Genomic DNA, 20,332 nt, shown 5'->3' with positions numbered 1-20,332 from the left:
TACCGCTCGGCGAGGGCGACGACCTCGTCGTGGGTCAGGTCGAGGCGGCCGGTGAGGCCGTCGCGCACGGCCCGGGCGAGGAGGCGGAGGTAGGCGGCGCGGCTGCCCTCGTGGTGGCGCACCTTCGAGACCCATTTCGGCAGGAACACCATCGTCGCGGGCCAGTACCAGAGACCGGCGGCGCGCTTGTAGACCATCGTCAGGTTGCGGTGATGGTAGTAGGTCTTCCACAGCGGCCGGAACACCTGCGGGCCGGTGCCGAGGGTGGCGCAATCGTGCTCGAAGCGGATTTCGGGGTCGAACGCGATGCGCCCGCCCGCGGCGGTCAGGCCGAGCGTGTAGAGCACGTCGTCGCCGTAGATGAACAGCCGCCCGTCGGGGTAGCCCGCGAGCGCCAGGGCGCGGCGCGACAGGAACAGGCCGACGAAGGAGCCGCCGTCGATCTCGGTGGGGGCGGGCGCGTCGTAGGCCTCGGCGCCGAGATGGAAGCCGCCGCGGCCCGCGCGGAGCGTGCGCAGGAACGCCTCGCGGTGCCAGAACGGGTTGATCCAGGGCTGGTTCATCTCGCAGATCCGCCCGTCGGGATAGTAGACCGCCGCCGCCCAGGCCTCGCGGCCGTCGCGCGGCGCGCCGTGGAAGGCGGCGAGCGCGCCCTCGGCGGGGCGGGCGTCGTCGTCCATCACCAGCGTCCAGTCCGGGTCGAACCGCTCCGCCACGTGGCGCATCCCGGCCTCGAAGCCGCCCGCGCCGCCGCCGTTCTTCGCCAGCCGCAGCACCTCGAGGCGCGGATCCTTCTGGACGGCGAGCCAGTCGGGGGTGGCGTCGGTGGAGGCGTTGTCGACGACGACGACGTGGTGCAGCCGCTCGGCCGGCTCGGCGAGGAGCCGCGCCAGGGTGGCCTGCAGTTTCTCGAGCCGGTTGTGGGTCACCACGATGGCGGCCAGCCGCCCCTGTCCTGTCGTCACGTGCGCTCTCCCGTCCCGCGTCGCGGTCCTGTCGCCCGGATCGCGGGGGCTGTCAAACCCGGCGGAAATGTTTCGCGCGCGAAACATCCGGCTTCAGCGCCGGGCCGCGTAGTCGCGCAGGAGCGGGACGCGGCGGGGGCGGAAGCTGCGCCCGTTGAGGCTCGCCCGCGCGATGCGCGACGCGTGGAAGACGCGCCAGTCCCGGCGCAGGCAGCACCAGGCGAGCAGCATCGGCGCGCGCTCGGAGTAGCTGATCCCGAGCGGCCAGATCTCGCGCTCCGTGAGCCGGTCGGCGCGGTCGCGGTAGCGGATGTCGAGCGCCAGCTCCTCCCAGCAGGCATGGCGCAGGAGCGCCATATCGACCCTGACACGGGCGCTGGCGGGGCGCGGCGGGCGGAAGCTGCGCAGGACGGTGTGCAGGGCCTGGCGCGACTGCGCGTCGGGGAGGGTGGCGATGATGCGGGCGAGGGCGGCGCCGCCGGCGTCCTCGAGCGCGGCGTCGCCGGTCTGGCGCAGCTCGCCCACGGCGAGCACGAGCGCCTCGATCTCGAGCCGCGAGAAGCTCTGCGGCGGCAGCGCCGGGTCCTCGGTCAGCCGGTAGCCGACCCCGGCCTCGCCGTCGATCAGTGCGCCGCCCGCGCGCAGGGTGGCGACGTCGCGGTAGAGCTGGCGGCGCGACACGCCCGTCTCCGCCGCCAGCCGCGCGGCGGTGACCGGGGCGGGCAGGCGGCGCAGCGCGTCCATCAGGCGCATGAGGCGGTCGGTGCGGGCCATGCTGACGGGATCTGTCAGCAGGGGGCGGCTAGGGCAAGGCGCATCATCACAACGCAGGAGCCAGAGCCATGCCGACCCTCTACCACGCCCCCTTTTCCCGCTCGACGTCGATCCTCGCCCTGATCGAGGAGTTGGGCGTCGCCGACCGGATCGACCTGCGCGAGGTCGGCGTCGCCCGCCCCGACGGCAGCGGCGGCGCGGACGCGCGCAATCCCCATCCCGAGGGCAAGGTGCCCTACCTGACCCACGGCGCCGATCACGTGCGCGAGCGCGGGGCGATCATCGCCTACCTGACGGACATGTTCCCCGAGGCCGGCCTCGGCCGGCCCGTCGGGCATCCGCAGCGGGGGGCGTTCCTGAGCTGGCTGTTCTACTATCAGGGCGTGATGGAGCCTGTTCTCGTGCTCGACCGGGCCGGGCTCGAACACCCGATCCTGCAGGCGACGTTCCGCGACCGCGACGCCGTCTTCGCGCGTCTGTCGGAGGCGCTGGAGGCGGGGCCCTACCTGCTCGGCGCGGAATACTCGGCGGTCGACCTGCTGCTGTCGAGCCCGTTCCAGTGGCTGCCCGACGCGATGCCGCGACAGCCGAAGCTGCAGGCGTGGATCGCGCGGTGCGCGGCGCGCCCGGCGCTGGTGGCGGTCACAGAACGCGAGCGCGCGGGCCTGGTGGCGTAGACGCGGGCGCGTCGGGCGCGGCGTCGTCGGCGACGCCGAAGGTGCGCAGCAGGCGGGCGCGGAAGGCGGCATCGACGCCGGCGCCCGAGAGCGTCACCGAGCCGTCGGCGGCGACGGCGAGTTCGACGTCGCCCGCGAGCCGGCAGCGCTCGCCGGGGCCGATGCCGCGCGCGGGCGCGGGCGCCGGGGCAGGGGGGGCGAGGGCAGCGGCAAGGCGGGCGGCCTCGGCCTCGGCGCTCCCGGCGGGGCGCGCGCGCAACGCCTCGGCGATGCGCGCGCCGAGGCGCGGGTCGGCCTCGAGCGCCTTGGCGAGCCGCAGCCCGAGCCGCTCGCCGATCCCCTGCGGGTAGCGCAGCACCGCATCGAGCGCGCCGACGATGACGAGGTAGGAGCCGATCTTGCTGCGCTTGGCGCGCGAGGCGGAGCGGAACAGGCTCTGCAACGCCTTCTTGTGACTGGGATAGGCCCCGTGCTCGACCGCCTTGGCGACGATGCGGGCACGCTCGTAGTAGCTCAGCCCGACCCGGACCTCGTTCTCCTCGACCATCGCGAGGTAGGCGTCGGAGGCCTCTTCGGGGCTGCGCAGGAAGGCGCGCACGGTGGCGAAACGGTCCTCGCCGGTCTCGCGGTGCAGCTCCTCGAGCGCCTGCAGCCGCCGCCAGCCGGAGATCAGCCCGTAGACCCCGTCCTCGATCCGGGCGACCTCGATCGGGGTCTGCTGTCCGCGGTCGCGGATGCTCTCGACGAGGGCCGCCATCTCGTCGGCGTCGACGGCGATGCGGTCGCGCACCAGGTAGCGCGCGACGACCCGCTCGAGGGGCAGCTCGAGCACCATCCGCCCCTCGGCGCGGGCGCGGGCGAGCTCGTCGGTCAGCTCGGAGAGCGCCGCCGAGGCGGAGGCGTCGGAGGCCACCGAGGCGATCGGCGCGGGGGCGCTGAAGGGCATCGCCTTGGTCTCGAGCCCGGCGGCCGCGTCGGCCTCCTCCCAGCCCCGCGCGGGGCTCAGACGTTTTCTCTTGGCCATCCTCGTCTCCTCATTCCGCCGCCTGGCGGCGCGCCGTCTCGTCGCGCCGCCAGGCCCCCACGAGGAGCGTCTTGAAGGCGGCGTAGGTCGCGTCGAACGTTTCGCGGCCGCGGGCATAGGTCTCGCGGTTGAAATCGCGGTAATCGGCCTCGTAGATGCCCTGCACCTGCTCGCCGGCCTGGCCGATCAGCGCGGTGAAGTCCTGCCGGTGCGGGCTCAGGGTCTGGCCGAGATAGGCCTGCATCAGCGAGGCGAGCTCGGCCTGCTGGGTGGCGTCGAAGCGGGTGACGACGGCGCGCACCGCGTCCCACTCGAAGGCGAGCTGCTCGCGCCCGAGCGCGCGGGCGGCCATGTTCTCGCCCTCCTCGATCGAGCCGAAGGTGGCGTGCAGCATGTCGAAGAAGCGGCCGGTGGAGTCGAACTCGAGGAACGACGCGCCGAGCGGCACCAGCAGGATGTCGGCCGCCGCCAGCCCGTTGATCGTGAGGTAGCCGAGGGCGGGGGGCGTATCGAGGAAGACGATGTCGTACTCGTCGAGCACTCCGTCGGCCGCGAGCCGGTCGGTGAGCGCGTCCCAGAGCTTCCAGCCGCGCGCCGCCATGCGCCAGACCGGGATCTGGAACTCCGCCCAGTAGAGGTTCAGCTGGGCGCCGATCAGGTCGATGTTGGGCCAGTGGGTCGTCTTGATGAGGTCGCGCGCCGAGATCTCCATCGCGTCGCCGAGCGTGTCGTCGAGCGGCTGGGGCGCCTCGCCCCGGTCGGCGCGGCGGCGGTTCTCGAGGCGCAGGTGCTCGCCGTAATGGCGCGCGATGAGCGGGAACACCGTCTCCCACTCGTCCTCGACCTTGCCGCCGAAGACGCTGGTCATCGAGCCCTGGCTGTCGAGGTCGATCACCAGCACCCGGTAGCCGTCGAGCGCCGCCGACATCGCCAGGTGGGCGCAGGTCGAGGTCTTGCCGACGCCGCCCTTGAAGTTGGCCACCGCCACGAGCTTGGCCGGCAGCCCCTCGGGACGGTAGGGGAGGTATTTCTTGGCGCGGCTGCCCTCGGCACCGAAATGGGCGCGCAGCCGCAGCACCTCGTCGAGGGTGAACCACTTGGCGCCGCCCTCGGTCTCGCTCTTGCCCTGGGGCAGGTCGGGGTTCTGCTTGAGCACCCGGCGGAAGTGGCCCTGGGCGACGGGGATCAGGTAGCGGCAGATCTCCCAGGTGGAGAACAGCCGCAGCCGCCGCCCGCCGTCGTCCTCGAGCCCGCGGCTGGCGAGATCGGCGCGCCCCGCCGCGCAGGCCCGCGCGATGGCGCCGAAGCCCGCGGTGGTCGCCGGCGCGCCGAGCTGGGCGGCGGCCTGGTCGGGATCGAGGCGCAGGTAGGGGGGCAGGGCGTCGCTGCTCATGGACGGGGCCTCTCGTGATGTTCGCCGTTTTCGCCAGACTACCGCAAAACGTCGAACATGGAAGGAAAACCGCAACACGGGCGCCATTCCCCAGCAGATTCGGGGGCTGGGGCCGGGTGTACCCCTGCATATCGGGGCGCGGCGCGCCTGTCTGCCCGGGCCGGTGCTGTTATATTCCGTTAGTAGTATGTTACGGCCCCCGCCGAGCCCGGTTTCGGCCATGCCACGCTGGGGTCCGGGGCAGGGGGCCCGACTCCGATCCCCCGATAGACCGACTCCGATGCCACGCTGGCGCGACTCCGATCCATGACTCGGAACTGGACCCGGCCCTGTGGATAAAACTAGGGTGTCACTGAAACCCCGAAACGGGGGCGGCAGGCAGGCCAGGCAGGCAGGACGATGAGCACGGTAGCGACCAGCGGCGGAGGCGGGCTCTTGCCCGAACGCCACCCGACGGGGGACTTCTTCGTCTGCGATCTCTTCGACGCGGCGCCCAAGGACGATCTCGGCTCCATGGAGCACCCGATCTTCTCGCTCTCCACGCGCCCCGACCGCCGGGTGCTCGCCTACAGCCACAACGGCACCGACATCGAGGTGATCCCCTCGGTGAAGGGCCGCGCGACGATCCACGACAAGGACATCCTGATCTACTGCATCAGCCAGCTGATGGCGGCGGTCAACGCCGGCCGCGCGATCTCGCGCCGGCTGCAGATCAAGGCCCACGACCTGCTCGTCGCCACCAACCGCGACACGTCGGGGGATGCCTACGCGCGCCTGCGCGAGGCCTTCGAGCGGCTGGCCGGCACCCGCATCACCACCAACCTCGCCACCGGCGACGTCGAGACCACCCGCGGCTTCGGGCTGATCGAGAGCTGGGAGATCGTGAGGAAGAGCCGCGGCGGGCGCATGGTGAGCGTGACGGTGACGCTCTCGGAATGGCTGTTCCGGGCGGTGCTGGCGAAATCGGTGCTGACGCTGAGCCGGGACTATTTCCGCCTCAGGAAGCCGCTCGAGCGGCGCATCTACGAGCTGGCGCGCAAGCATTGCGGTCGCCAGCCGCTGTGGCGGGTCTCGGTGGCGGTGCTGCACAAGAAGTCGGGCTCCACCGCCCCCGTGCGGGTGTTTCGCGCCGCCCTGCGCCGGATGATCGCCGAGAACCACCTGCCCGACTACAGCCTCGCCGAGGAGAGCGGCGACATGATCGCCGTCCAGCCCCGCCGCCCGCGCGCCGCGAGCGGGCCGGTGCTGTCGCCCGAGGCGCTCGACGCGGCGCGCGCGCTGATGCCCGGCGCCGACGTCCACGCGCTCGCCGCCGAATGGCGCGGCGTCTGGGAGGCCCGCGGCCGCACCCGGCTCACGGCGCCCGACAAGGCGTTCCTCGGCTGGGTCCGGGCGCGCGCCTGAGGGCGGCCGGGGAGCCTCCGGCGGGGATATTTGAAGAACAGAGACCTGGGCGGTGCTCAGAGGGCGGTGTTGTCGGTCATCCTGCGCCAGGCGGTGCCGTCGCTCCAGGCGGGGCCGATGCCGTCGACGTGGATCCACGCGCCCGCGCCGGCGGTGGCGGCGGGGGGCAGGGCGGCGGCGGGGTGCGTGGCGGGGAGCAGGGCGCCGGAGGCGGGGTCGAAGGCGAGGGCGGTGGTCCAGGCGCTGCCGTCGGCGGAGACCTTGAGCGAGAGCGCGTCGGTGCCGGCGAGGCCGATCTCGGCGCGCCCCGACCAGCCGGACTGGAACAGCAGGCTCGCGGTGTCGCCCGCCGCCGCCTTGTTGATCGTGAGCCGGTGGCCCGCGCCCTCGTGGGTCAGCAGCGTCGCGGGGGCGGCGACGGCGAGGCGGTTGGTGGCGTCGGCGCTGGTGTTGACGCCGAGCGTGCCGGCCTCGGGCGCGGCCCCGGCGGCGGCGAGCCAGGCGCTGCCCGACCAGATCATCAGCGTCGCCGTCGCCTTGTCCCAGGCGCGCCAGCCGGGCCGGGGCGCGTGGAACACCCAGCCCGACCCGCTCCAGGCCGCCACCCGCCCGTCCTGCCCGGCCCAGGCCCCGCCCGCGCCGGCGCCCACCACGTGCGCCTCGCCGGCGGCGGGGCTGGCGGGCGGCGCGCTGGTGCCCACCGCCTCGACGGCGAGCTGCACCAGCACGTCGAGCGCCTCCAGCGCCTCGTTGTGGGTGACGTGCTTCTGCGCCTGCGCCGGCAGCAGGTAGGGCAGGGCGAGGCGGTCGGATCGGTCGGTCTGGGTCATGGGCGCGGGCTCCATCTGGCGGAGCCGCGACCCTAACCGCGCCCCGGTTGAGGCGCGGTTGCGGCAGCGGGCGTTGCGTGCCTCAGCGGCCGGGGAGGTTGGGGTCGTTCTCGCAGGCGGAGAGGGGCTGGGCGCTGGCGCTCTCGATCCAGAGCATCACGCCGGCGTCGAAGTCGGCGGTGCCGGTGACGCAGCCGCAGCTGTAGTGGATGCCGTAGGCGTCGACGGCGCCCTCGAGGGCGGGCGCGGTGTTGGCCCAGTTGTTGGGGATGTCGAGGCCCTGTTCGCTGAGCACCAGCGAGCCGAAGCGGTCGGTGAGGTATTCCGAGCCCGGGACGGGGTTGTCGATCCAGCCGCAATAGGTCTCGGCGGCGGCGGCGAGGGGCAGGGCCAGCACGACCGGGAGGGCGGCGGGCAGGGCGAGGGGGAGCAGGCGCATGGAGGGCCTCCGTTCAGTGTCTGTAAAAGGGGAAACGGGGGGAAGGGGCCCCGGCGGAGAGGTCCGCCGGGGCCGGGGCCGTCACTCGAGGTTGAACAGCGCCTCGGGCGAGATCACCGCCCAGGCCGGGGAGTTGGCGGCGTTGCCGCGCTCCGCGCCCTCGTTGCCGGTGGTGGCCTCGACGGTGAAGGTGTCCTGGTAGACCTGGCCACCGAGGATCGCGCGCACGGTGCCGGAGACCGGGCCGCTGCACTCGCCGCTGTAGAGGTTGACCAGGATCTCCAGCTCGCCGAGGTTGCCGACGTCGAACATGTCGACCTTCTCGAGCTTGTCGACGCTCTCGGCGAAGGTCTCGGCCGTCAGCACGTCGCCGCCGTAGCGGCCCTGCGGCGTCACCTGGTTGCCGCTCGCGTCCTCGTCGAGGTTCCAGTAGAGCCACTGGGCGCTGGCGCCCTCGCGCACGTGGAGGTCGAGGTCGACGTCGCCCTCGCAGGGCAGGTCGCGGCTCCAGCGGATGCCGATCATCGTCGGCCCGCCGGTGAGCGCGGCCTCCTCGGTCGTCTCCACCTCCTCGGAGGTCATCAGCACGCTGGTGACCTGCTCCTCGGTGAGGATGTACTCCTCGTAGGTCGCCAGCATCGCCGAGGCGACGGTGACCTCCTCGTAGTAGATCGCGGTCGTCTCCTGGAAGGTGACGGCGCTCTCGACGTAGCTGGCATTGCCCGTCGCGGCGTAGTCGGTGATGCAGTTCACCAGCGCCAGCTCCTCGGTGACGCCGCCGCCCGTGCAGGCCTGCTGCGCCAGCGCGCGGGTCTCCACGTCGAGCGTCTCGAGCACCGAGACGGTGGTGGAGGTGCTGGTCATGGTGCGCTGCTCGTAGCTGGTGACGATCTCCGACAGCTCGCTGACCTCGAGCGTGGCCGAGCCGGTGACGAACGCCTCCTGGCCGGCGAACACCTCGCCGAGCGCCTCGATCACCATCTCGCCGGACTCGATCTGGTACTCGGAGATGAGCACCTCGACCACGGCGGAGACGCTGAGCGTCTCGACGGTCTGCATCTCGACGAACTCGCTCACCACGGTCAGGATCGCGGTCTCGATGGCGACGCTCTCGCCGGTCTCGACCGAGACCACGGAGCCGGCCGACTCCTCCTCCATCGCGATGGTGCCGGTGCCGGTCGCGGTGACCTCGGTCATCTCCATCGCTTCGGAGGTGAACAGCGACGCCTCCGCCTCGACGCGCCAGCTGTTGCCGAAGGCGACGATCTCCTCCTGCGACGCGACCGGGCAGATCAGCTCGCCGCCCCGCACCAGCATGTCGTTGTTGGGGTTGCCGTCGAGGTTGCCGATCAGGCCGGTATAGGCCGTCCCCGAGCCGGCCTCCATCGCCGCGACGCCCACGTTGAGGAAGCCCTCGTAGAGGTTGATCCGCGCGGTGAAGCTGCCGTCGGGCCAGCCGATCAGGAAGAAGGGCCGGTCGCCGGCGTCCGGGTCGGGCGCGATCTCGCCGCCGCCCGGGAGCTGGAGCGCCGCGCCGGGCAGGTCCGTCAGCGTGCCGTTGATGTAGAGGCGGGCGCCGTCCTCGGGGTCGGTGTAGACCTCGAGCACATCGTCGCCGATCCGCATCGCCGCGCCGGAATTCGACGAGACCGCCGGGTTGTCGGGGTGGATGCGCTGGCGGGTCTGCACCACGATGCGCTGGTCGGCGGACCGCACCAGCAGGTACTCGCCGCCCTCCTGGAAGTCGTAGGCGAGCCCGTCGGGGGTGAAGATATGGACGTCGCCGTGGGAGTTGGTCGGCACCGGGCCCTCGCCGAAGCCGCCGCCGCCGCCCTCGGGGCCGGTGCCGCAGGCGAGCATGTCGGGGCCGGAGGCGACGGCCACGTACTCGGCCACCTGCACCCGGTGGCAGGGGATCTCGAGCCCGTCGAAGCCCATCGAGCTTTCCTCGACCGCCGCCTCGCAATCGAGCCGCGCGTCCTCGTGCGCCTGGAGCGCGGTGCTCCGGTAGGCGCCGCCCGAGTAGGTCTCGCCGTTGGAGAACACCGCGCAATAATCGGCGTAGTGGCGCTCCTCGGGGTTGGCGGCGACGTGCTCGGGGAAGCCGAGGGTGATGCGCCCGACGGTCGGGCCGGTGGGACAGGTGGCGACGTCGTTGCCGTACCAGACGCCGGTCTCGGCGCCCGCCGGCGTCAGCGCGCGCCCGTCGGGCAGCACCGCCGAGCCGTCGGCCTGCATCACCGTGCCCACGGGCAGGGTCGCGGCCTCCTGGGCCAGCACGCCGCTGGCGGCGAGCGCCAGGAAGGACGCAAGGACGCCCCGGTCAAAGTATTGTCTTTTCAACGGTATTCTCCCTGATGGAAATGTGCCGGCCTGTTGGACGCCGGGTCACCTCGGATGACGCGTCTTGCGCCGCCGCTAAGCGATAACGCGCTCGTGAACTTGATGTGGTATTGTCTAACAGGGGCGTGATCGCCCGCACCCCCGGCCGCTGCGCCGAAGCCCCACCCCCCGCCCCCGGCCCCGAGCGGCCGGTGCGGCGATGAGCGTTTCTGAACATTCCTGCCCCCATCGAGGCGAGTAGACATCACGCCGCCACGGTTTGGCTACTGATTCGAGGGGGATGCATCGCTGATGCCAAGCTTCGCGCCCGCGAGATTTAGTCCCCGCGCTCGAAGGTGGCGGGCTACGAGAGGTTCCTACTTTGCAGCCCTCCTGCACTCCCGACGACCCACTACCGTGCCGCTCGGGTCCCCCGTTACCGTTATTACCGCCTGGGGGGTGCGCTGAGCCCCGGTGCTGCGGATTTTTGCTAGGGTATTGGGATACATCACCTATTTTTTACCGCTATTCCCGTTATTTCCCTGCGATCAGGATAGGACACAAGGGTTTACCTAATTTAGTAACCGAGACAACCGGGCGGTAGCACCACGGTTGCCCGATAACCCCTTGTCCCTAAAGGCTTCCAACCATAACAACCAAAACAACCGTAGATGTGAGAGTTTATTTGTAAGGAGGAAAAAAGGAGAAGCCGTTTTTGAAAGGGGGTCTGGCAAACGCCCGGGACGACAACTCTATGGGAGAGGGTGTTTTTTGGGGTGTTTCGGTTGTTTTGCCCTCAGACCCCTTATTCATAAGGCCCGATTTAGCAACCGTAGCGGCAACCGTGGGAATCCGCTCGGTTGTCACGGTTGTTCGCGCCACCCTCGATCTGGGAAAACGCTTCCCACTGTTCCCGGTATTCCCATACGGTTCGCATGAAAAAGCCCGGCGCGATGGCCGGGCTCCTCGTCTCGTCCCCGTTTTCGGGGCTCTAGGTGTGAAGTCTCGGGAGGTTGTTCACCCGGATCGGGGTTAGGCTGCAATCGCCAAACTCCAGCCGAGGTCCCCGAAGCGTCTACAGTCGAGAACAGATCGTCGCCCGCATCGCGGCCGGGCGCTCCGCCGCCGAGGTGGCCGATGCCTTCGGTGTCTCGGTCCGCACGGTCCGCAAATGGGTGGCCAGGTTCAGAGCGGGCGGGCGCGATGCGCTCTCGAACTGCGCAAGCGTGCCCGCCCGCGTGGCGAACCGGTTGCCGGATCGTCTCGTCCTGCTGATCAACTCGCGAAACCGCCCCGGTTTCCCGGAGGCCGATCCAGCAGATAACGCGCCAGTAACGCTATCGCTTATCATAATATTACTTCTGCGACACAGACCTTCTGGGGCCATTCTTAGGCTCAGGCTCATAGCCAGTAGATGACGATAGCGGCGAGAGCGATGGCTGAGAGGAAGACCTTTGGGGATCGGTCGTAGCGCGTGGCAACGCGCCGCCAGTCCTTGAGCCTGCCGAACATGATCTCGATCCGGTTTCGGCGTTTGTAGCGTCGCTTGTCATACTTCACCGGCATCTTCCGTTGTTTCCGTCCGGGGATGCAGGCACGTATCCCCCTGTCTTTCAAAGATTCCCGGAACCAGTCGGTGTCTGAATAGCCCCGCGTTTCTTAGACGCCCTCGTGCCTCAGTTTCTGCTGCCGCACGAACTCGAGTGGCGACAGCATTCCGTTTCGCGCGTGCTTGCGCTTCGGGTTGTAGAACATCTCGATGTAGTCGAACACGTCTCGCCTGGCTTCCTTTCGGGTGCGGTAGGTGCGACGCCTGATCCTCTCGCGCTTCAGCAGGTTGAAGAAGCTCTCGGCGACGGCGTTATCGTGGCAGTTGCCTCGACGGCTCATGGAATGCTCGAGGTCGTGGGCTTTCAGGAACGCGGCCCAGTCCATGCTGGTGAACTGACTTCCCTGATCGGAGTGGATCAGCACCTTGGCCTTCGGCTTCCTCCGCCATGTGGCCATGAGCAGAGCCTGGAGCACGACGTCGGTCGTCTGGCGCGACTGCATGGACCATCCGACCACGCGCCGAGAGAACAGGTCGATGACCACAGCGAGGTAGGCGAAGCCTTCCTGGGTGCGGATGTAGGTGATGTCGGTCACCCAGACCCTGTCCGGCGCCTCCACGTCGAACTGCCGATCGAGCGTGTTGTCGACCACGACCGAGGGTTTGCCACCATACTTGCCTGGGCGGCGCTTGTAGCCGATCTGTGCCGTGATCCCGGCCAGCCTGGTCAGGCGCGCGACGCGGTTCAGGCAGACGTCTTCGCCCTGTTCGAGAAGATCGTCGTGAAGCTTGCGGTGCCCATAGACCTTGCCGCTTTCGACCCAGGCTTCCTTCAGCAGTTCGGTCTGGCGGGCGTCTTCCTGGGCACGCTTGCTCACCGGCGCCTTCAACCACGCATAGAAGCCGCTCGGTTGGATGCGCAGACACCGGCACATCGCCCGGACAGAGAACTGCCCGCGATGCTCGGCCACGAACGCGTATCTCACTTTGCATCCCTGGCGAAATACGCGTCGCCATTGTCGCTCGGACCAATGGCGCACCAATGGCGACCCTTTTTTAGGATGTCACGCTCCTCCGAGACCCGCGCCAGCTCCTTCTTCAGGCGCCGGATCTCGGTGTCCTTCTCCGCCTCACCGGACGACGCCTGCGCGAACTTCTTATTCCAGGCGTAGAGCGAATACGGGCTGACCCCGAGGCGCTTCGACACCTCCCTGACCGGATAGCCCCGCTCGGTGATCTGCGCGACGGCATCCCGCTTGAACTCGTCGCTGAACTTGCTGCTGCTCATCATGGCCTCCTTGCCTCAAAATTAGCGAAGAAGGCGTCCACAAGACACGGGGCTATTCACTCCTTCGGCGCGTCGCGCCAGCGCATCCCATTGCGATTGACGAAGATAATCCCGCTTAAGACGCGACGGTCGTCGACGCGCGGCTTGCCATGGGGCTTCGGGAAGTAAGGCTGCAAACGCGCCATCTGCGCATCGCTCAGCCAGAAGAGATCAGACATGACTCACCGCTCTGTTTTCGTGCGGTGAATCATGCCCCTCCGCTGCAATCAATGGTCCTGAGCCTAACTGGGCTGCGACAATTCCCTGGAAAGCAGGGAGAATGGACAGTGGCCCATATAGAGCTGGATTTGCGAGAGGCGCACCAACGAGGAGATGTTGAGCGCAAAGCTACCGGTGACGAAGATCGCGGCCGAACTCGGCAGGCATCGCTCGACGATCTATCCATGAAACGATTTATGCGCATGTCTACGGCCGCAAAGGCCAGCCGAGGCAGCCGGGCTGAAGCCCGGCCTACGACTCCCGGTCCCTCACCGCGTCCCAATCATCTCGGCGGGCACCTCGTAGGGCCGCTCGTCGGGGGTACCGGAATTGTACAGCGGAGCCGCCTCGGCCACCCGCGCGGCGTGCCAGGCGTTCCAGATCCGCCAGTATTCGAGCCTTGTGTCGGACTTCTGGTCCGGCCCCAGCATCCCCGCCCCCGAGGTGGTGAGCGAGGCGTCGTGGCGGCGGCCGATTGTCAGCACCCGGGGGATGTGGTGGACCGCCGGCTGGCCCCATTCGAGGGTGATGCGGGCGATGAACTCGCGGTCGGCGCCGAAGCGGACGCTGTCGAACAGGCCGACCCGGTCGAACACCTCGCGGCGGAAGAAGGTCGAGTGCGGGCAGACCTCGACGATGGTGCCGGTCGGGTTGATGTCGACGCGGCAATCGTCGAACAGCCGCAGCCAGTCGGAGGTCGACACCGTCCGCCCCGCGTCGGCCTGCATCGCGGCGAGGTGGGCGGCGAGGTGGTCGGTCGTCCACATGTCGTCGCTGTCGCACAGGGTGACGAAGGCGCCCTTCGCGGTGCGGATGCCGGCGTTCTTGGCGAGGTAGGTGCCGCCGTTGACCTTGGTCGACATCAGCCGCACCCGCCCGTCGCGCGCGGCGATCTCGCGCACCCGCTCGGCGGTGGCGTCGCCCGAGCAATCGTCGACGACGATCAGTTCGAAGCGGCGGTAGCTCTGGGCGAGGATCGCGCCGATGGCGGTGCCGATATGGGCCTCCGCGTTGTAGGCGGTCATCACGATCGAGACCAGCGGCCCCGCGTCGGGCACCTCGTGGGGCCGCGCCAGGCGCAGCCCGTCGAAGCCCGGCCCGTCGCGGGTGCACTCGAGCCCGAGCGTCTCGAACACGGGCACGATGGCCGCCTGCTCGCCGTCGCGCTGGACCTGGGCGTTGACCAGCAGCGCCCGCGCCAGCCGGTTGCCCGGCAGCCGCATCTCGAGCACCCGCGCCAGCCGCTCGACCTCGTCGACCTCGCCCTGCGCGAGCAGGTGGGCGCACCAGAGCGTGTTGCCCGACAGGCCGGCATCGGCGTACTCGGCGTCGCAGCGCTTGAGCAGGCGCAGCATCTCGCTCGGGTCCTCGAGCGCCAGCATCCGGGCGCGGCGTACCAGGTGCTCCTTGTCGAGGGGCGCGCGCTGCATCTGGGTGCGGTTGAGGGCGAGCGCCTCGTCGAGCTTGCCGAGCCGGCGCTTGGCGGAGACCAGCAGGCCGAGCGCCATATCGGTGCCGGCCTCGGTGGCGCTGTCGGGATCGGCGAGGTAGGCCTCGGCCTCGGCCTCGGCGGTGTGGAAATCGCGCCAGAAGATCGCCCGGTCGGCGAGCAGCAGCCGCCCCGCCTGGGCCAGCGCGGGCGTCTCGGAGCCGGCGAGGAACCGGGCGAAGCGCAGCTCGGGGCGCGAATCGATGCGCCGCAGCCCGCGCACCAGCCGGTCGGCAAGCTGCCCCGCCGGCCGCTCGGCCAGCGCCGCCGCGAGCGCGGCCCGGCTCTCCGCTTCCGTTCCGGGCCCCTCGTCCTGCCACGGCGCGAGGAAGCGCGCGGCGAAGCGGCGATCGTCGGCGCTCCGCACGTCCTCGACCAGCGTCTCCGACAGCCCCGACACCGAGCGCAACATCCGCCCCGCGCCCTGGTAGATCTCGGGCCGCACCCCGAGCCGCAGCGCGGCGGCGCGCAGGAAGAGATAGCTACGTTGCAGCACGGATGATCCTCGCCTCGTCCCGTCCCCCCGCGATGTGCCGCAATCGGGGGGGGATGGCAACGCGGGGTTAGTCGCGGGCAAACAGCCGACGCAGTCCGCGCACCGGGCGGGTGAGCTTCCAGGAGGTGGAGGCGTGGAGGCCCTGCAGCCTTGCCTCGCAGGCGGCGAGGCGATCGGCACAGCGGGCCTCGGCGGCGAGGCTGTCGGCGAGCGCAGTCTCGAGCCAGCGGATCCGTTCCTCGAGCGGGGCGGTGCCGGCCGGTGGACGCAACGGCCCGTGCGCCTCGAGTTCCGCGAGCAGCCGGCAGAGCGGGGCCAGCGCCCGCGCCGCCTCGCCGGCGAGGGCGGTATCGTGAAGATCGGGCTCGCGTGGCTCTGCCGGGCCAGGCGCGGCCCCGGCGAGGCACGCCTGCAGGGCGGCGGCCTGGCGCGCGGCGGCGAGATCGAGCGTCGTCGCGTGCGCCGGGTGGTCGCGCAGGATCGCCACCAGCGCCTCGGCTCCCTCGCGCCAGCCGGCGAGGCTTGCCGGTGCCTCCTGCCTCACCGACCCGCCGGTGCGAAGCACGTGGCTCACCGGATCTTCGTAGAGCAGCAGCAGCGGACCTGGTGCCGACCCGGGCCGCCAGGCCGCGGGCTCCGTGCAGAGCCGGACCCGGTCGCGCGCCACTAGGTCGAGGCCGAGGAATTCTTCGGCGAGCGCCTCCCCGGGGGCGACGAGGTCGAGGGCGGGATCAGGCATGGGCCTCAGGCTCCTGTGGCAGGGGACGTTGGTCGTCGTGGCGCCTGACGAAATCGAGGACGTCGTGGACGAAGCGCTGCGGACCGTAGCGCTCGGCGAGGACGTGCAGGGCGCTCCGCTTGCGACGCATCAGCCCCGGCGTCGCCGCGAGGGCGGCGAGCCGGTCGGGCAACGCGGCGATGGCTTCCGGGCCGCGGCCGGCCCGCACCGTCGCGGCGCGCCACAGGTCGGGATCGCCCGGCAGGCGCAGATCGTCGAACAGCACCGGCACCGACAGCGCCGCCACCGCCTCCCACAGCCGCAGCGGCACTCCCGCGCCCGCCTCGGGCAGGCAGATCGAGAAGTCGGACGCCGCCAGCAGCGCCGCCTTGCGCCTGCGCCCGCCCCCCGTGGCGACGACGGCGCGGGCATCCTCTCCGAGGCAGGCCCGCAGCCGCCCCCGGGCGGGATGCGCCGCGCCCGGCCCCGCGCCGAGGTCGGAGACGAGGTGCGGGCGCGGCGCGTCGGCAGTCTCGGGCCCCACCGGCGCCAGCAGGCGCGGGTGGCGGGGAAACGCGCGGACCACCGTCTTGGCAGCTTCCGGCAGGGGCGGGTCGCCGGGGCGGCGGTGGCTCCAGAAGATATCGGTGATGCCCGCGGCGGCGAACAGAGCGCCGTGATCGCGCATTCGGGGGTGCTGGCAGACCGTGACCCGCCGGGGCCAAGGCTGGAGCAGTCCGCGGAATCCAGCCAGGACGGTCTCGTCCTCCGAGAGATCTCCGCCCGCCTCGCGCCGCTCGATCAGCGCCGCCCAGGGAAAGCCGAGATAGGCGACCTGGTCCCCCGCCGCGGGCATCAGCGCGCGCATCTGCGCCAGCGCGTGCGCCTCGGTGGGTTCGGGATGGGTCCAGCCGTCCACGTGGGCGAACAGGGCGGGCGCCCGCGGCCGCCCTCCGAGCCGCCACTTTTCCAGCGCCCGGTTCAGGGTCGGCCGGCGGAGCTGGGCGGAGTCCACCACCCAGACCTCCGTCTCGACCTTCGAAGGCACCCCGAGTGCAGGCGCGGGATGAACCAGCGCCATGCCGCCCTTGAGGGTGTGGTCGCCGGTGCGGTCGTAGTAGCGGATCTCGGACTCGTGCAGGTGCACCGAGCGGATCTGGTGCATGGGGTTGTGGAGCCGGAAGCCGTTGATCGCGAAGAGGTAGGCGACCTTGTTGTCGCACCGCACCGTGCCAAGCGGGATCTCGAGCTGGTGCGCCATCGTCTCGTCAACCTCCGCCTCCGGCAGCATGGCCCAGGTGTCCTGCGAGCGCCGGGGGTTCGGGTGCGGCCACGTCTCCTCCCCGCGTCGCTCGTGGCGGGAGAGCGCGACGAAGGCGCCGGGGTCGGCCGCGAACAGCTCCCGCAGCCGGCGGATCGTGGTGTCGAAGAGGATGTCGCTGTTGGCGAGCACCGCGATGCCGCCCGGGCAGAGCGCGCGTGCCTGGCGTAGCCAGTCGCGGTAGGTCGGGCGGGACTCGAGCCGGACCTGCACCAGCCGCGGGTCGTCGCCGGGCCGGGGGGTGTCGTCGTCCTGCAGCAGCACGATCCGCTCGAAGAGACCGCTGGCGAGGTTGGTCTCGAGACAGGTCTGCAGCTCGGCCGCCCGTTCCGGATCGCGCGGCGTGTAGAACGGCACGAACAGCGTCAGCGGGCGGGCGGCAGGGTCCATCGGTTCAGACCCGCGCCGTCTCCGTCTCCCGGAACCACCTGTACGCGTCGGCCAGCCCGTCCTCGAGGCCGGTGCTGGCGCGCCAGCCCATGGCGGCGAGGCGGGAGACGTCCATCAGCTTGCGCGGGGTGCCGTCGGGCTTGGTGGTGTCGAAGGTGATGCGGCCCTCGAAGCCGGTGATCTTCGCGATCGCCCGGGCGAGCTCGGCGATGGTGACGTCCTGCCCGGTGCCGACGTTGATGTGGCTCAGCATGGGCTCCGTGTTGGCCTTATAGACGTCGCGCGGCAGGTCGAACACGAACAGCGAGGCCTCGGCCATGTCGTCGACGTGAAGGAACTCGCGGTAGGGCGTGCCGGTGCCCCAGATCACCACCTCGTCGGCGCCGCCTTGCACCGCCTCGTGGAAGCGGCGGATCAGGGCGGGGACGACGTGGGAGTTCTCGGGATGGAAGTTGTCGCCGGGGCCGTAGAGGTTGGTGGGCATCACAGAGCGGTAGTCGGTTCCGTGCTGGCGGTTGAAGCTCTCGCAGAGCTTGATGCCGGCGATCTTGGCGATGGCATAGGGCTCGTTGGTGGGCTCGAGCGTGCCGGTCAGCAGCGCGTCCTCGCGCATCGGCTGGGGGGCGAGCTTGGGGTAGATGCAGGACGAGCCGAGGAACAGCAGCCGCCGCACCCCGGCGGCATGGGCCTGGCCGATGACGTTGGCCTGGATCAGCAGGTTGTCGTGGATGAAGTCGGCCGGGTAGGTGTTGTTGGCGTGGATGCCGCCCACCTTCGCGGCGGCCAGGATCACCGCGTCGGGCCGCTCGGCCTCCATGAAAGCGCGCACCGCCTGCTGGTCGGTGAGGTCGAGTTCGGCATGGGTGCGAGTGAGCAACTCCAGCTCCTCCCCCGCCGCGCGCCGCGCCTCCAGCTTGCGCAGGATCGCGCCCCCGACCATGCCCCTGTGGCCTGCGATGTGGATTTTCATCGGTGTTCGTCCTCTTTCTGGCGAGCGCCAGCCGCTCATTTGTTGGCTCTTTCGGGCTAGTGTTTGAGAAGGTGCCTCATGCGGAGGGAGAGCATCCGCAAAGGAGCCGTTATACGCCATGAGGTCGAAGCTTGCAGGGCCGCCAGTTGATCATTTGTGGCCGCGAGACGTTCGCGTTGCGTCTTCAGAGCAGCCTCCTTGCCTACAATGCGTTTGTCTTGCTGTGCCACAGCATTCTGAAGCATCTCGACCTCCGCAAGGAGTTGTTCCACGCGCGCCTCTTGCTTTTTCCGCGCTCCCCGTAGGGCTTCGAGAGCTTCGTCCGCCCTGTGCAATGCGGCTAGTCGTCTGACGGCTCGTTGCTGATAATCGTTGCGCTCCCGTTTCAGCATTTCCACCTCTCGCACGGAAAGTGCATCCCACCGGTCGGTGAACACCTTGAAGGTCTGCTGCGCGATCGTCTCTGTCAGGTTTCTGTTCTCCAGATCCTGTCGAAGCAGCTTCTCGTCCTTTTCAGCAATCTCGCGCCGGAGCGCCTCCACCGCGTGCCTGACGGCCATTTCGCGAGGCACAACCTCCTCCGGGGGTCTGAGGATGCTCGCTGCCGCCAGAGCGCCGCTGAGCTCCTCGATCTCAGCATTTTGACCTGTTTCCGCCGCGGCGAAGACGGCGAGGAGATCACGCAAGGCGCGCGATCCAGGGAGCACGCTCTGACATGAGCTCATGTCCAAACGCACCGTTGCCCCCAACTCATGAGACAGGACATCTCGAAGATGTGCTTCATCCAGGCAAGCGATGTCGCCGACGGCCAGAAACAACGACAGAGGCGCCTCGGCGGCCACCGTCAGCAGAGCCTCGCTTCGCGTCTGCCACTCTTTGAGAGCGGCAACGGGAGGGAGCCCGGCATGCAGAGCATCCGCGAGATAAGTATTGACCTGCGGCCACACGACGAGCCCCGGCAGGTCCGCTAAGTAATCCGCGTCGGGACGGTTGTCCCACACCTTCACCGACAGCACTTCTTGAGGAGCAGAACTCGCCCGCATATCATTTCCTTTCGTCCGAGAGCGAGCCTGCATGGTCCGGAACCTCTCGGGCAAGCACAGTCAACAGGTCCTCGCGCATCTTGTTCTCGTCTCGTAGGTAATTTTGGATGACGGGCCGCAGAAAGTGTGCATGCAGAAAGATATTCCGGCGGCCACTCAAGAGTTCGATTTGCTTTGCGATCTCGAGATCTTCCCTAAAATCGTTCCTGTGCAGCAGGTTCAGGATCAGAGGAAGGGCTGTGAACCGGTGGCTGAACGCTACCCAGTTAAACCAACCGCTATTCCTGCTAGGTTCAGCCGAGGCCAGTTCCATTTGCCACCAGCAATCATAGGCGATATTCGGTCGAGTATTGACAATCTTGAGAATCCGGCCGCGCCAGATCTGCCGAGCAAATGCTTGAAACTGCGGATCTCCGACTTGGTAGAGAGCGTTTCCGTTAATGTGGAACATCACCGAAGGGTGAATGGGCCGATAGCCCGTATAGTTTGAGCCGATGACCCAAGATTGGGGGAAGGAGGAGACGCACTCGTCAAGCTTCGTCAACCATCCTGAAACCAAGGGGAAGCAGTCTAGCTCGCACTGAAATGCAAAGCCGCCATCGTCTTTGGCCAATTCGATCGCTTTAAAAAACAAGTTGTTCGGGCCCGCAACGTTACCCTGTGTGCCCATGGAAGACATCTGCCCACGAATATAGAGATCGCTGTCGCCGCTCAGGCCCGCACTCTCCACGCGAACGCGCGAAAAAGTTCGCTGCACAACAACGCTAGCGTCAAGTACCTCAAGAAAAGATTGGCGCAGTGCAGCATCAGCATTGTTGATTAGAACCAGCAGCCCACGCGGCTTACCGTCGGCTGCCAAGAGCGGCGGCAACGCCTCCCACATATCCAACATCGTTTGGAGAGCAGCGAGGTCCCGAGCCAAGCACGGCACGATAATGGTACGAACACAGCTTGCAGTGAGAGGTCGCCGGCTCGTCATCGG

Annotated in this window: 17 protein-coding genes and 3 pseudogenes; 4 read left to right on the top strand and 16 right to left on the bottom strand. The window is 69.3% G+C overall.

What is annotated here, in order from left to right; genetic code table 11:
- Positions 1-965: glycosyltransferase (locus tag OG2516_RS18765; RefSeq protein WP_007257303.1), on the bottom strand; the 965-nt coding region annotated here is incomplete at its 3' end.
- A 93-nt stretch (positions 966-1,058) separates the two neighbouring features.
- Complete coding sequence (locus tag OG2516_RS18760; RefSeq protein WP_007257302.1) at positions 1,059-1,739, bottom strand: helix-turn-helix transcriptional regulator; 681 nt, start codon at positions 1,737-1,739, stop codon at positions 1,059-1,061.
- A 68-nt stretch (positions 1,740-1,807) separates the two neighbouring features.
- Here OG2516_RS18760 and OG2516_RS18755 point away from each other — a divergent pair, with 68 nt between their 5' ends.
- The gene (locus OG2516_RS18755) at positions 1,808-2,416 is read left to right on the top strand and encodes a glutathione S-transferase family protein (RefSeq protein WP_007257301.1); all 609 of its coding nucleotides are present in this window, start codon (positions 1,808-1,810) and stop codon (positions 2,414-2,416) included.
- Here the strand turns inward: OG2516_RS18755 and OG2516_RS18750 are convergent.
- Both OG2516_RS18750 and OG2516_RS18745 read right to left on the bottom strand, forming a co-directional pair.
- Positions 2,382-3,440, bottom strand: a complete 1,059-nt coding sequence (locus OG2516_RS18750; protein WP_007257300.1) for a ParB/RepB/Spo0J family partition protein — start codon at positions 3,438-3,440, stop codon at positions 2,382-2,384. The genes OG2516_RS18755 and OG2516_RS18750 overlap by 35 nt on opposite strands.
- 10 nt (positions 3,441-3,450) lie before the next feature.
- A complete protein-coding gene (locus tag OG2516_RS18745; RefSeq protein WP_007257299.1) occupies positions 3,451-4,833 on the bottom strand; it encodes an AAA family ATPase in 1,383 nt (460 codons plus the stop codon).
- A 399-nt stretch (positions 4,834-5,232) separates the two neighbouring features.
- Here OG2516_RS18745 and OG2516_RS18740 point away from each other — a divergent pair, with 399 nt between their 5' ends.
- Complete coding sequence (locus OG2516_RS18740; RefSeq protein WP_040616463.1) at positions 5,233-6,237, top strand: replication initiator protein A; 1,005 nt, start codon at positions 5,233-5,235, stop codon at positions 6,235-6,237.
- A gap of 56 nt (positions 6,238-6,293) precedes the next feature.
- Here OG2516_RS18740 and OG2516_RS18735 read toward each other — a convergent pair whose 3' ends face one another.
- From OG2516_RS18735 to OG2516_RS18725, 3 genes are all read right to left on the bottom strand, one after another.
- Positions 6,294-7,067: a DUF2793 domain-containing protein gene (locus OG2516_RS18735; protein WP_007257296.1), complete on the bottom strand. Its 774-nt coding sequence runs from the start codon at positions 7,065-7,067 to the stop codon at positions 6,294-6,296.
- An 82-nt stretch (positions 7,068-7,149) separates the two neighbouring features.
- Positions 7,150-7,506 (bottom strand): DUF4087 domain-containing protein, encoded by a 357-nt coding sequence (locus OG2516_RS18730; RefSeq protein ID WP_007257295.1) that lies wholly within the window; start codon positions 7,504-7,506, stop codon positions 7,150-7,152.
- An 81-nt stretch (positions 7,507-7,587) separates the two neighbouring features.
- Positions 7,588-9,849: a hypothetical protein gene (locus OG2516_RS18725; protein ID WP_007257294.1), complete on the bottom strand. Its 2,262-nt coding sequence runs from the start codon at positions 9,847-9,849 to the stop codon at positions 7,588-7,590.
- 992 nt (positions 9,850-10,841) lie between these two features.
- Between OG2516_RS18725 and OG2516_RS21030 the strand changes: the two genes are divergently transcribed.
- On the top strand, positions 10,842-11,246 hold the full coding sequence (locus OG2516_RS21030; protein ID WP_083788656.1) for a helix-turn-helix domain-containing protein: 405 nt from the start codon (positions 10,842-10,844) through the stop codon (positions 11,244-11,246).
- On the opposite strand, the pseudogene OG2516_RS18720 reads toward OG2516_RS21030, so the two are convergent.
- The 3 genes and pseudogenes from OG2516_RS18720 to OG2516_RS18705 form a co-directional block, all read right to left on the bottom strand.
- Positions 11,230-11,481: pseudogene (locus OG2516_RS18720) on the bottom strand (IS5/IS1182 family transposase); the annotation flags it as partial. The gene OG2516_RS21030 and the pseudogene OG2516_RS18720 sit on opposite strands and share 17 nt — an antisense overlap.
- 6 nt (positions 11,482-11,487) lie before the next feature.
- A protein-coding gene (locus OG2516_RS18715) for an IS3-like element ISOgr1 family transposase (protein ID WP_156799458.1) occupies positions 11,488-12,668 on the bottom strand; the annotation gives its coding sequence in 2 pieces (ribosomal slippage) (positions 11,488-12,437 and positions 12,437-12,668; 1,182 coding nt in all).
- Between the two features lie 56 nt (positions 12,669-12,724).
- Positions 12,725-12,883, bottom strand: a pseudogene (locus tag OG2516_RS18705) (transposase); the annotation flags it as partial.
- Positions 12,884-12,991: 108 nt separating this feature from the next.
- Between OG2516_RS18705 and OG2516_RS21025 the strand changes: the two are divergent.
- Positions 12,992-13,106, top strand: a pseudogene (locus OG2516_RS21025) (helix-turn-helix domain-containing protein); the annotation flags it as partial.
- Between the two features lie 86 nt (positions 13,107-13,192).
- Here the strand turns inward: OG2516_RS21025 and OG2516_RS19230 are convergent.
- From OG2516_RS19230 to OG2516_RS20115, 6 genes are all read right to left on the bottom strand, one after another.
- A complete protein-coding gene (locus tag OG2516_RS19230) occupies positions 13,193-14,908 on the bottom strand; it encodes a glycosyltransferase family 2 protein (RefSeq protein ID WP_007257289.1) in 1,716 nt (571 codons plus the stop codon).
- A gap of 67 nt (positions 14,909-14,975) precedes the next feature.
- On the bottom strand, positions 14,976-15,647 hold the full coding sequence (locus tag OG2516_RS18695) for a hypothetical protein (RefSeq protein ID WP_007257288.1): 672 nt from the start codon (positions 15,645-15,647) through the stop codon (positions 14,976-14,978).
- On the bottom strand, positions 15,640-17,337 hold the full coding sequence (locus tag OG2516_RS18690) for a hypothetical protein (protein WP_007257287.1): 1,698 nt from the start codon (positions 17,335-17,337) through the stop codon (positions 15,640-15,642). The genes OG2516_RS18695 and OG2516_RS18690 overlap by 8 nt, the downstream gene beginning before the upstream one ends.
- 4 nt (positions 17,338-17,341) lie before the next feature.
- The gene (gene fcl, locus OG2516_RS18685; RefSeq protein ID WP_040616459.1) at positions 17,342-18,307 is read right to left on the bottom strand and encodes a GDP-L-fucose synthase; all 966 of its coding nucleotides are present in this window, start codon (positions 18,305-18,307) and stop codon (positions 17,342-17,344) included.
- Positions 18,308-18,363: 56 nt separating this feature from the next.
- Complete coding sequence (locus OG2516_RS20120) at positions 18,364-19,350, bottom strand: hypothetical protein (protein WP_156799457.1); 987 nt, start codon at positions 19,348-19,350, stop codon at positions 18,364-18,366.
- Between the two features lies 1 nt (position 19,351).
- The gene (locus OG2516_RS20115) at positions 19,352-20,233 is read right to left on the bottom strand and encodes a hypothetical protein (RefSeq protein WP_156799456.1); all 882 of its coding nucleotides are present in this window, start codon (positions 20,231-20,233) and stop codon (positions 19,352-19,354) included.
- Positions 20,234-20,332: the final 99 nt, after the last annotated feature.

It is taken from the genome of Oceanicola granulosus HTCC2516 (assembly GCF_000153305.1).
GTDB classification, from domain to species: Bacteria; Pseudomonadota; Alphaproteobacteria; order Rhodobacterales; family Rhodobacteraceae; genus Oceanicola; species Oceanicola granulosus.
The sequence above is the reverse complement of the archived record's forward strand: the minus strand, read 5'-3'. Positions and strand labels throughout refer to the sequence as shown.

What these genes read in the sequence shown, in the direction of transcription:
- OG2516_RS18740 (WP_040616463.1), top strand. Translation starts at nt 5,233, where the DNA reads ATGAGCACGGTAGCGACCAGCGGCGGAGGCGGGCTCTTGCCCGAACGC.
- OG2516_RS18730 (WP_007257295.1), bottom strand. Translation starts at nt 7,506, where the DNA reads ATGCGCCTGCTCCCCCTCGCCCTGCCCGCCGCCCTCCCGGTCGTGCTG.
- OG2516_RS18690 (WP_007257287.1), bottom strand. Translation starts at nt 17,337, where the DNA reads ATGGACCCTGCCGCCCGCCCGCTGACGCTGTTCGTGCCGTTCTACACG.
- OG2516_RS18735 (WP_007257296.1), bottom strand. Translation starts at nt 7,067, where the DNA reads ATGACCCAGACCGACCGATCCGACCGCCTCGCCCTGCCCTACCTGCTG.
- OG2516_RS18750 (WP_007257300.1), bottom strand. Translation starts at nt 3,440, where the DNA reads ATGGCCAAGAGAAAACGTCTGAGCCCCGCGCGGGGCTGGGAGGAGGCC.
- OG2516_RS18695 (WP_007257288.1), bottom strand. Translation starts at nt 15,647, where the DNA reads ATGCCTGATCCCGCCCTCGACCTCGTCGCCCCCGGGGAGGCGCTCGCC.
- OG2516_RS18745 (WP_007257299.1), bottom strand. Translation starts at nt 4,833, where the DNA reads ATGAGCAGCGACGCCCTGCCCCCCTACCTGCGCCTCGATCCCGACCAG.
- OG2516_RS20120 (WP_156799457.1), bottom strand. Translation starts at nt 19,350, where the DNA reads ATGCGGGCGAGTTCTGCTCCTCAAGAAGTGCTGTCGGTGAAGGTGTGG.
- fcl (WP_040616459.1), bottom strand. Translation starts at nt 18,307, where the DNA reads ATGAAAATCCACATCGCAGGCCACAGGGGCATGGTCGGGGGCGCGATC.
- OG2516_RS18755 (WP_007257301.1), top strand. Translation starts at nt 1,808, where the DNA reads ATGCCGACCCTCTACCACGCCCCCTTTTCCCGCTCGACGTCGATCCTC.
- OG2516_RS18760 (WP_007257302.1), bottom strand. Translation starts at nt 1,739, where the DNA reads ATGGCCCGCACCGACCGCCTCATGCGCCTGATGGACGCGCTGCGCCGC.
- OG2516_RS20115 (WP_156799456.1), bottom strand. Translation starts at nt 20,233, where the DNA reads ATGTGGGAGGCGTTGCCGCCGCTCTTGGCAGCCGACGGTAAGCCGCGT.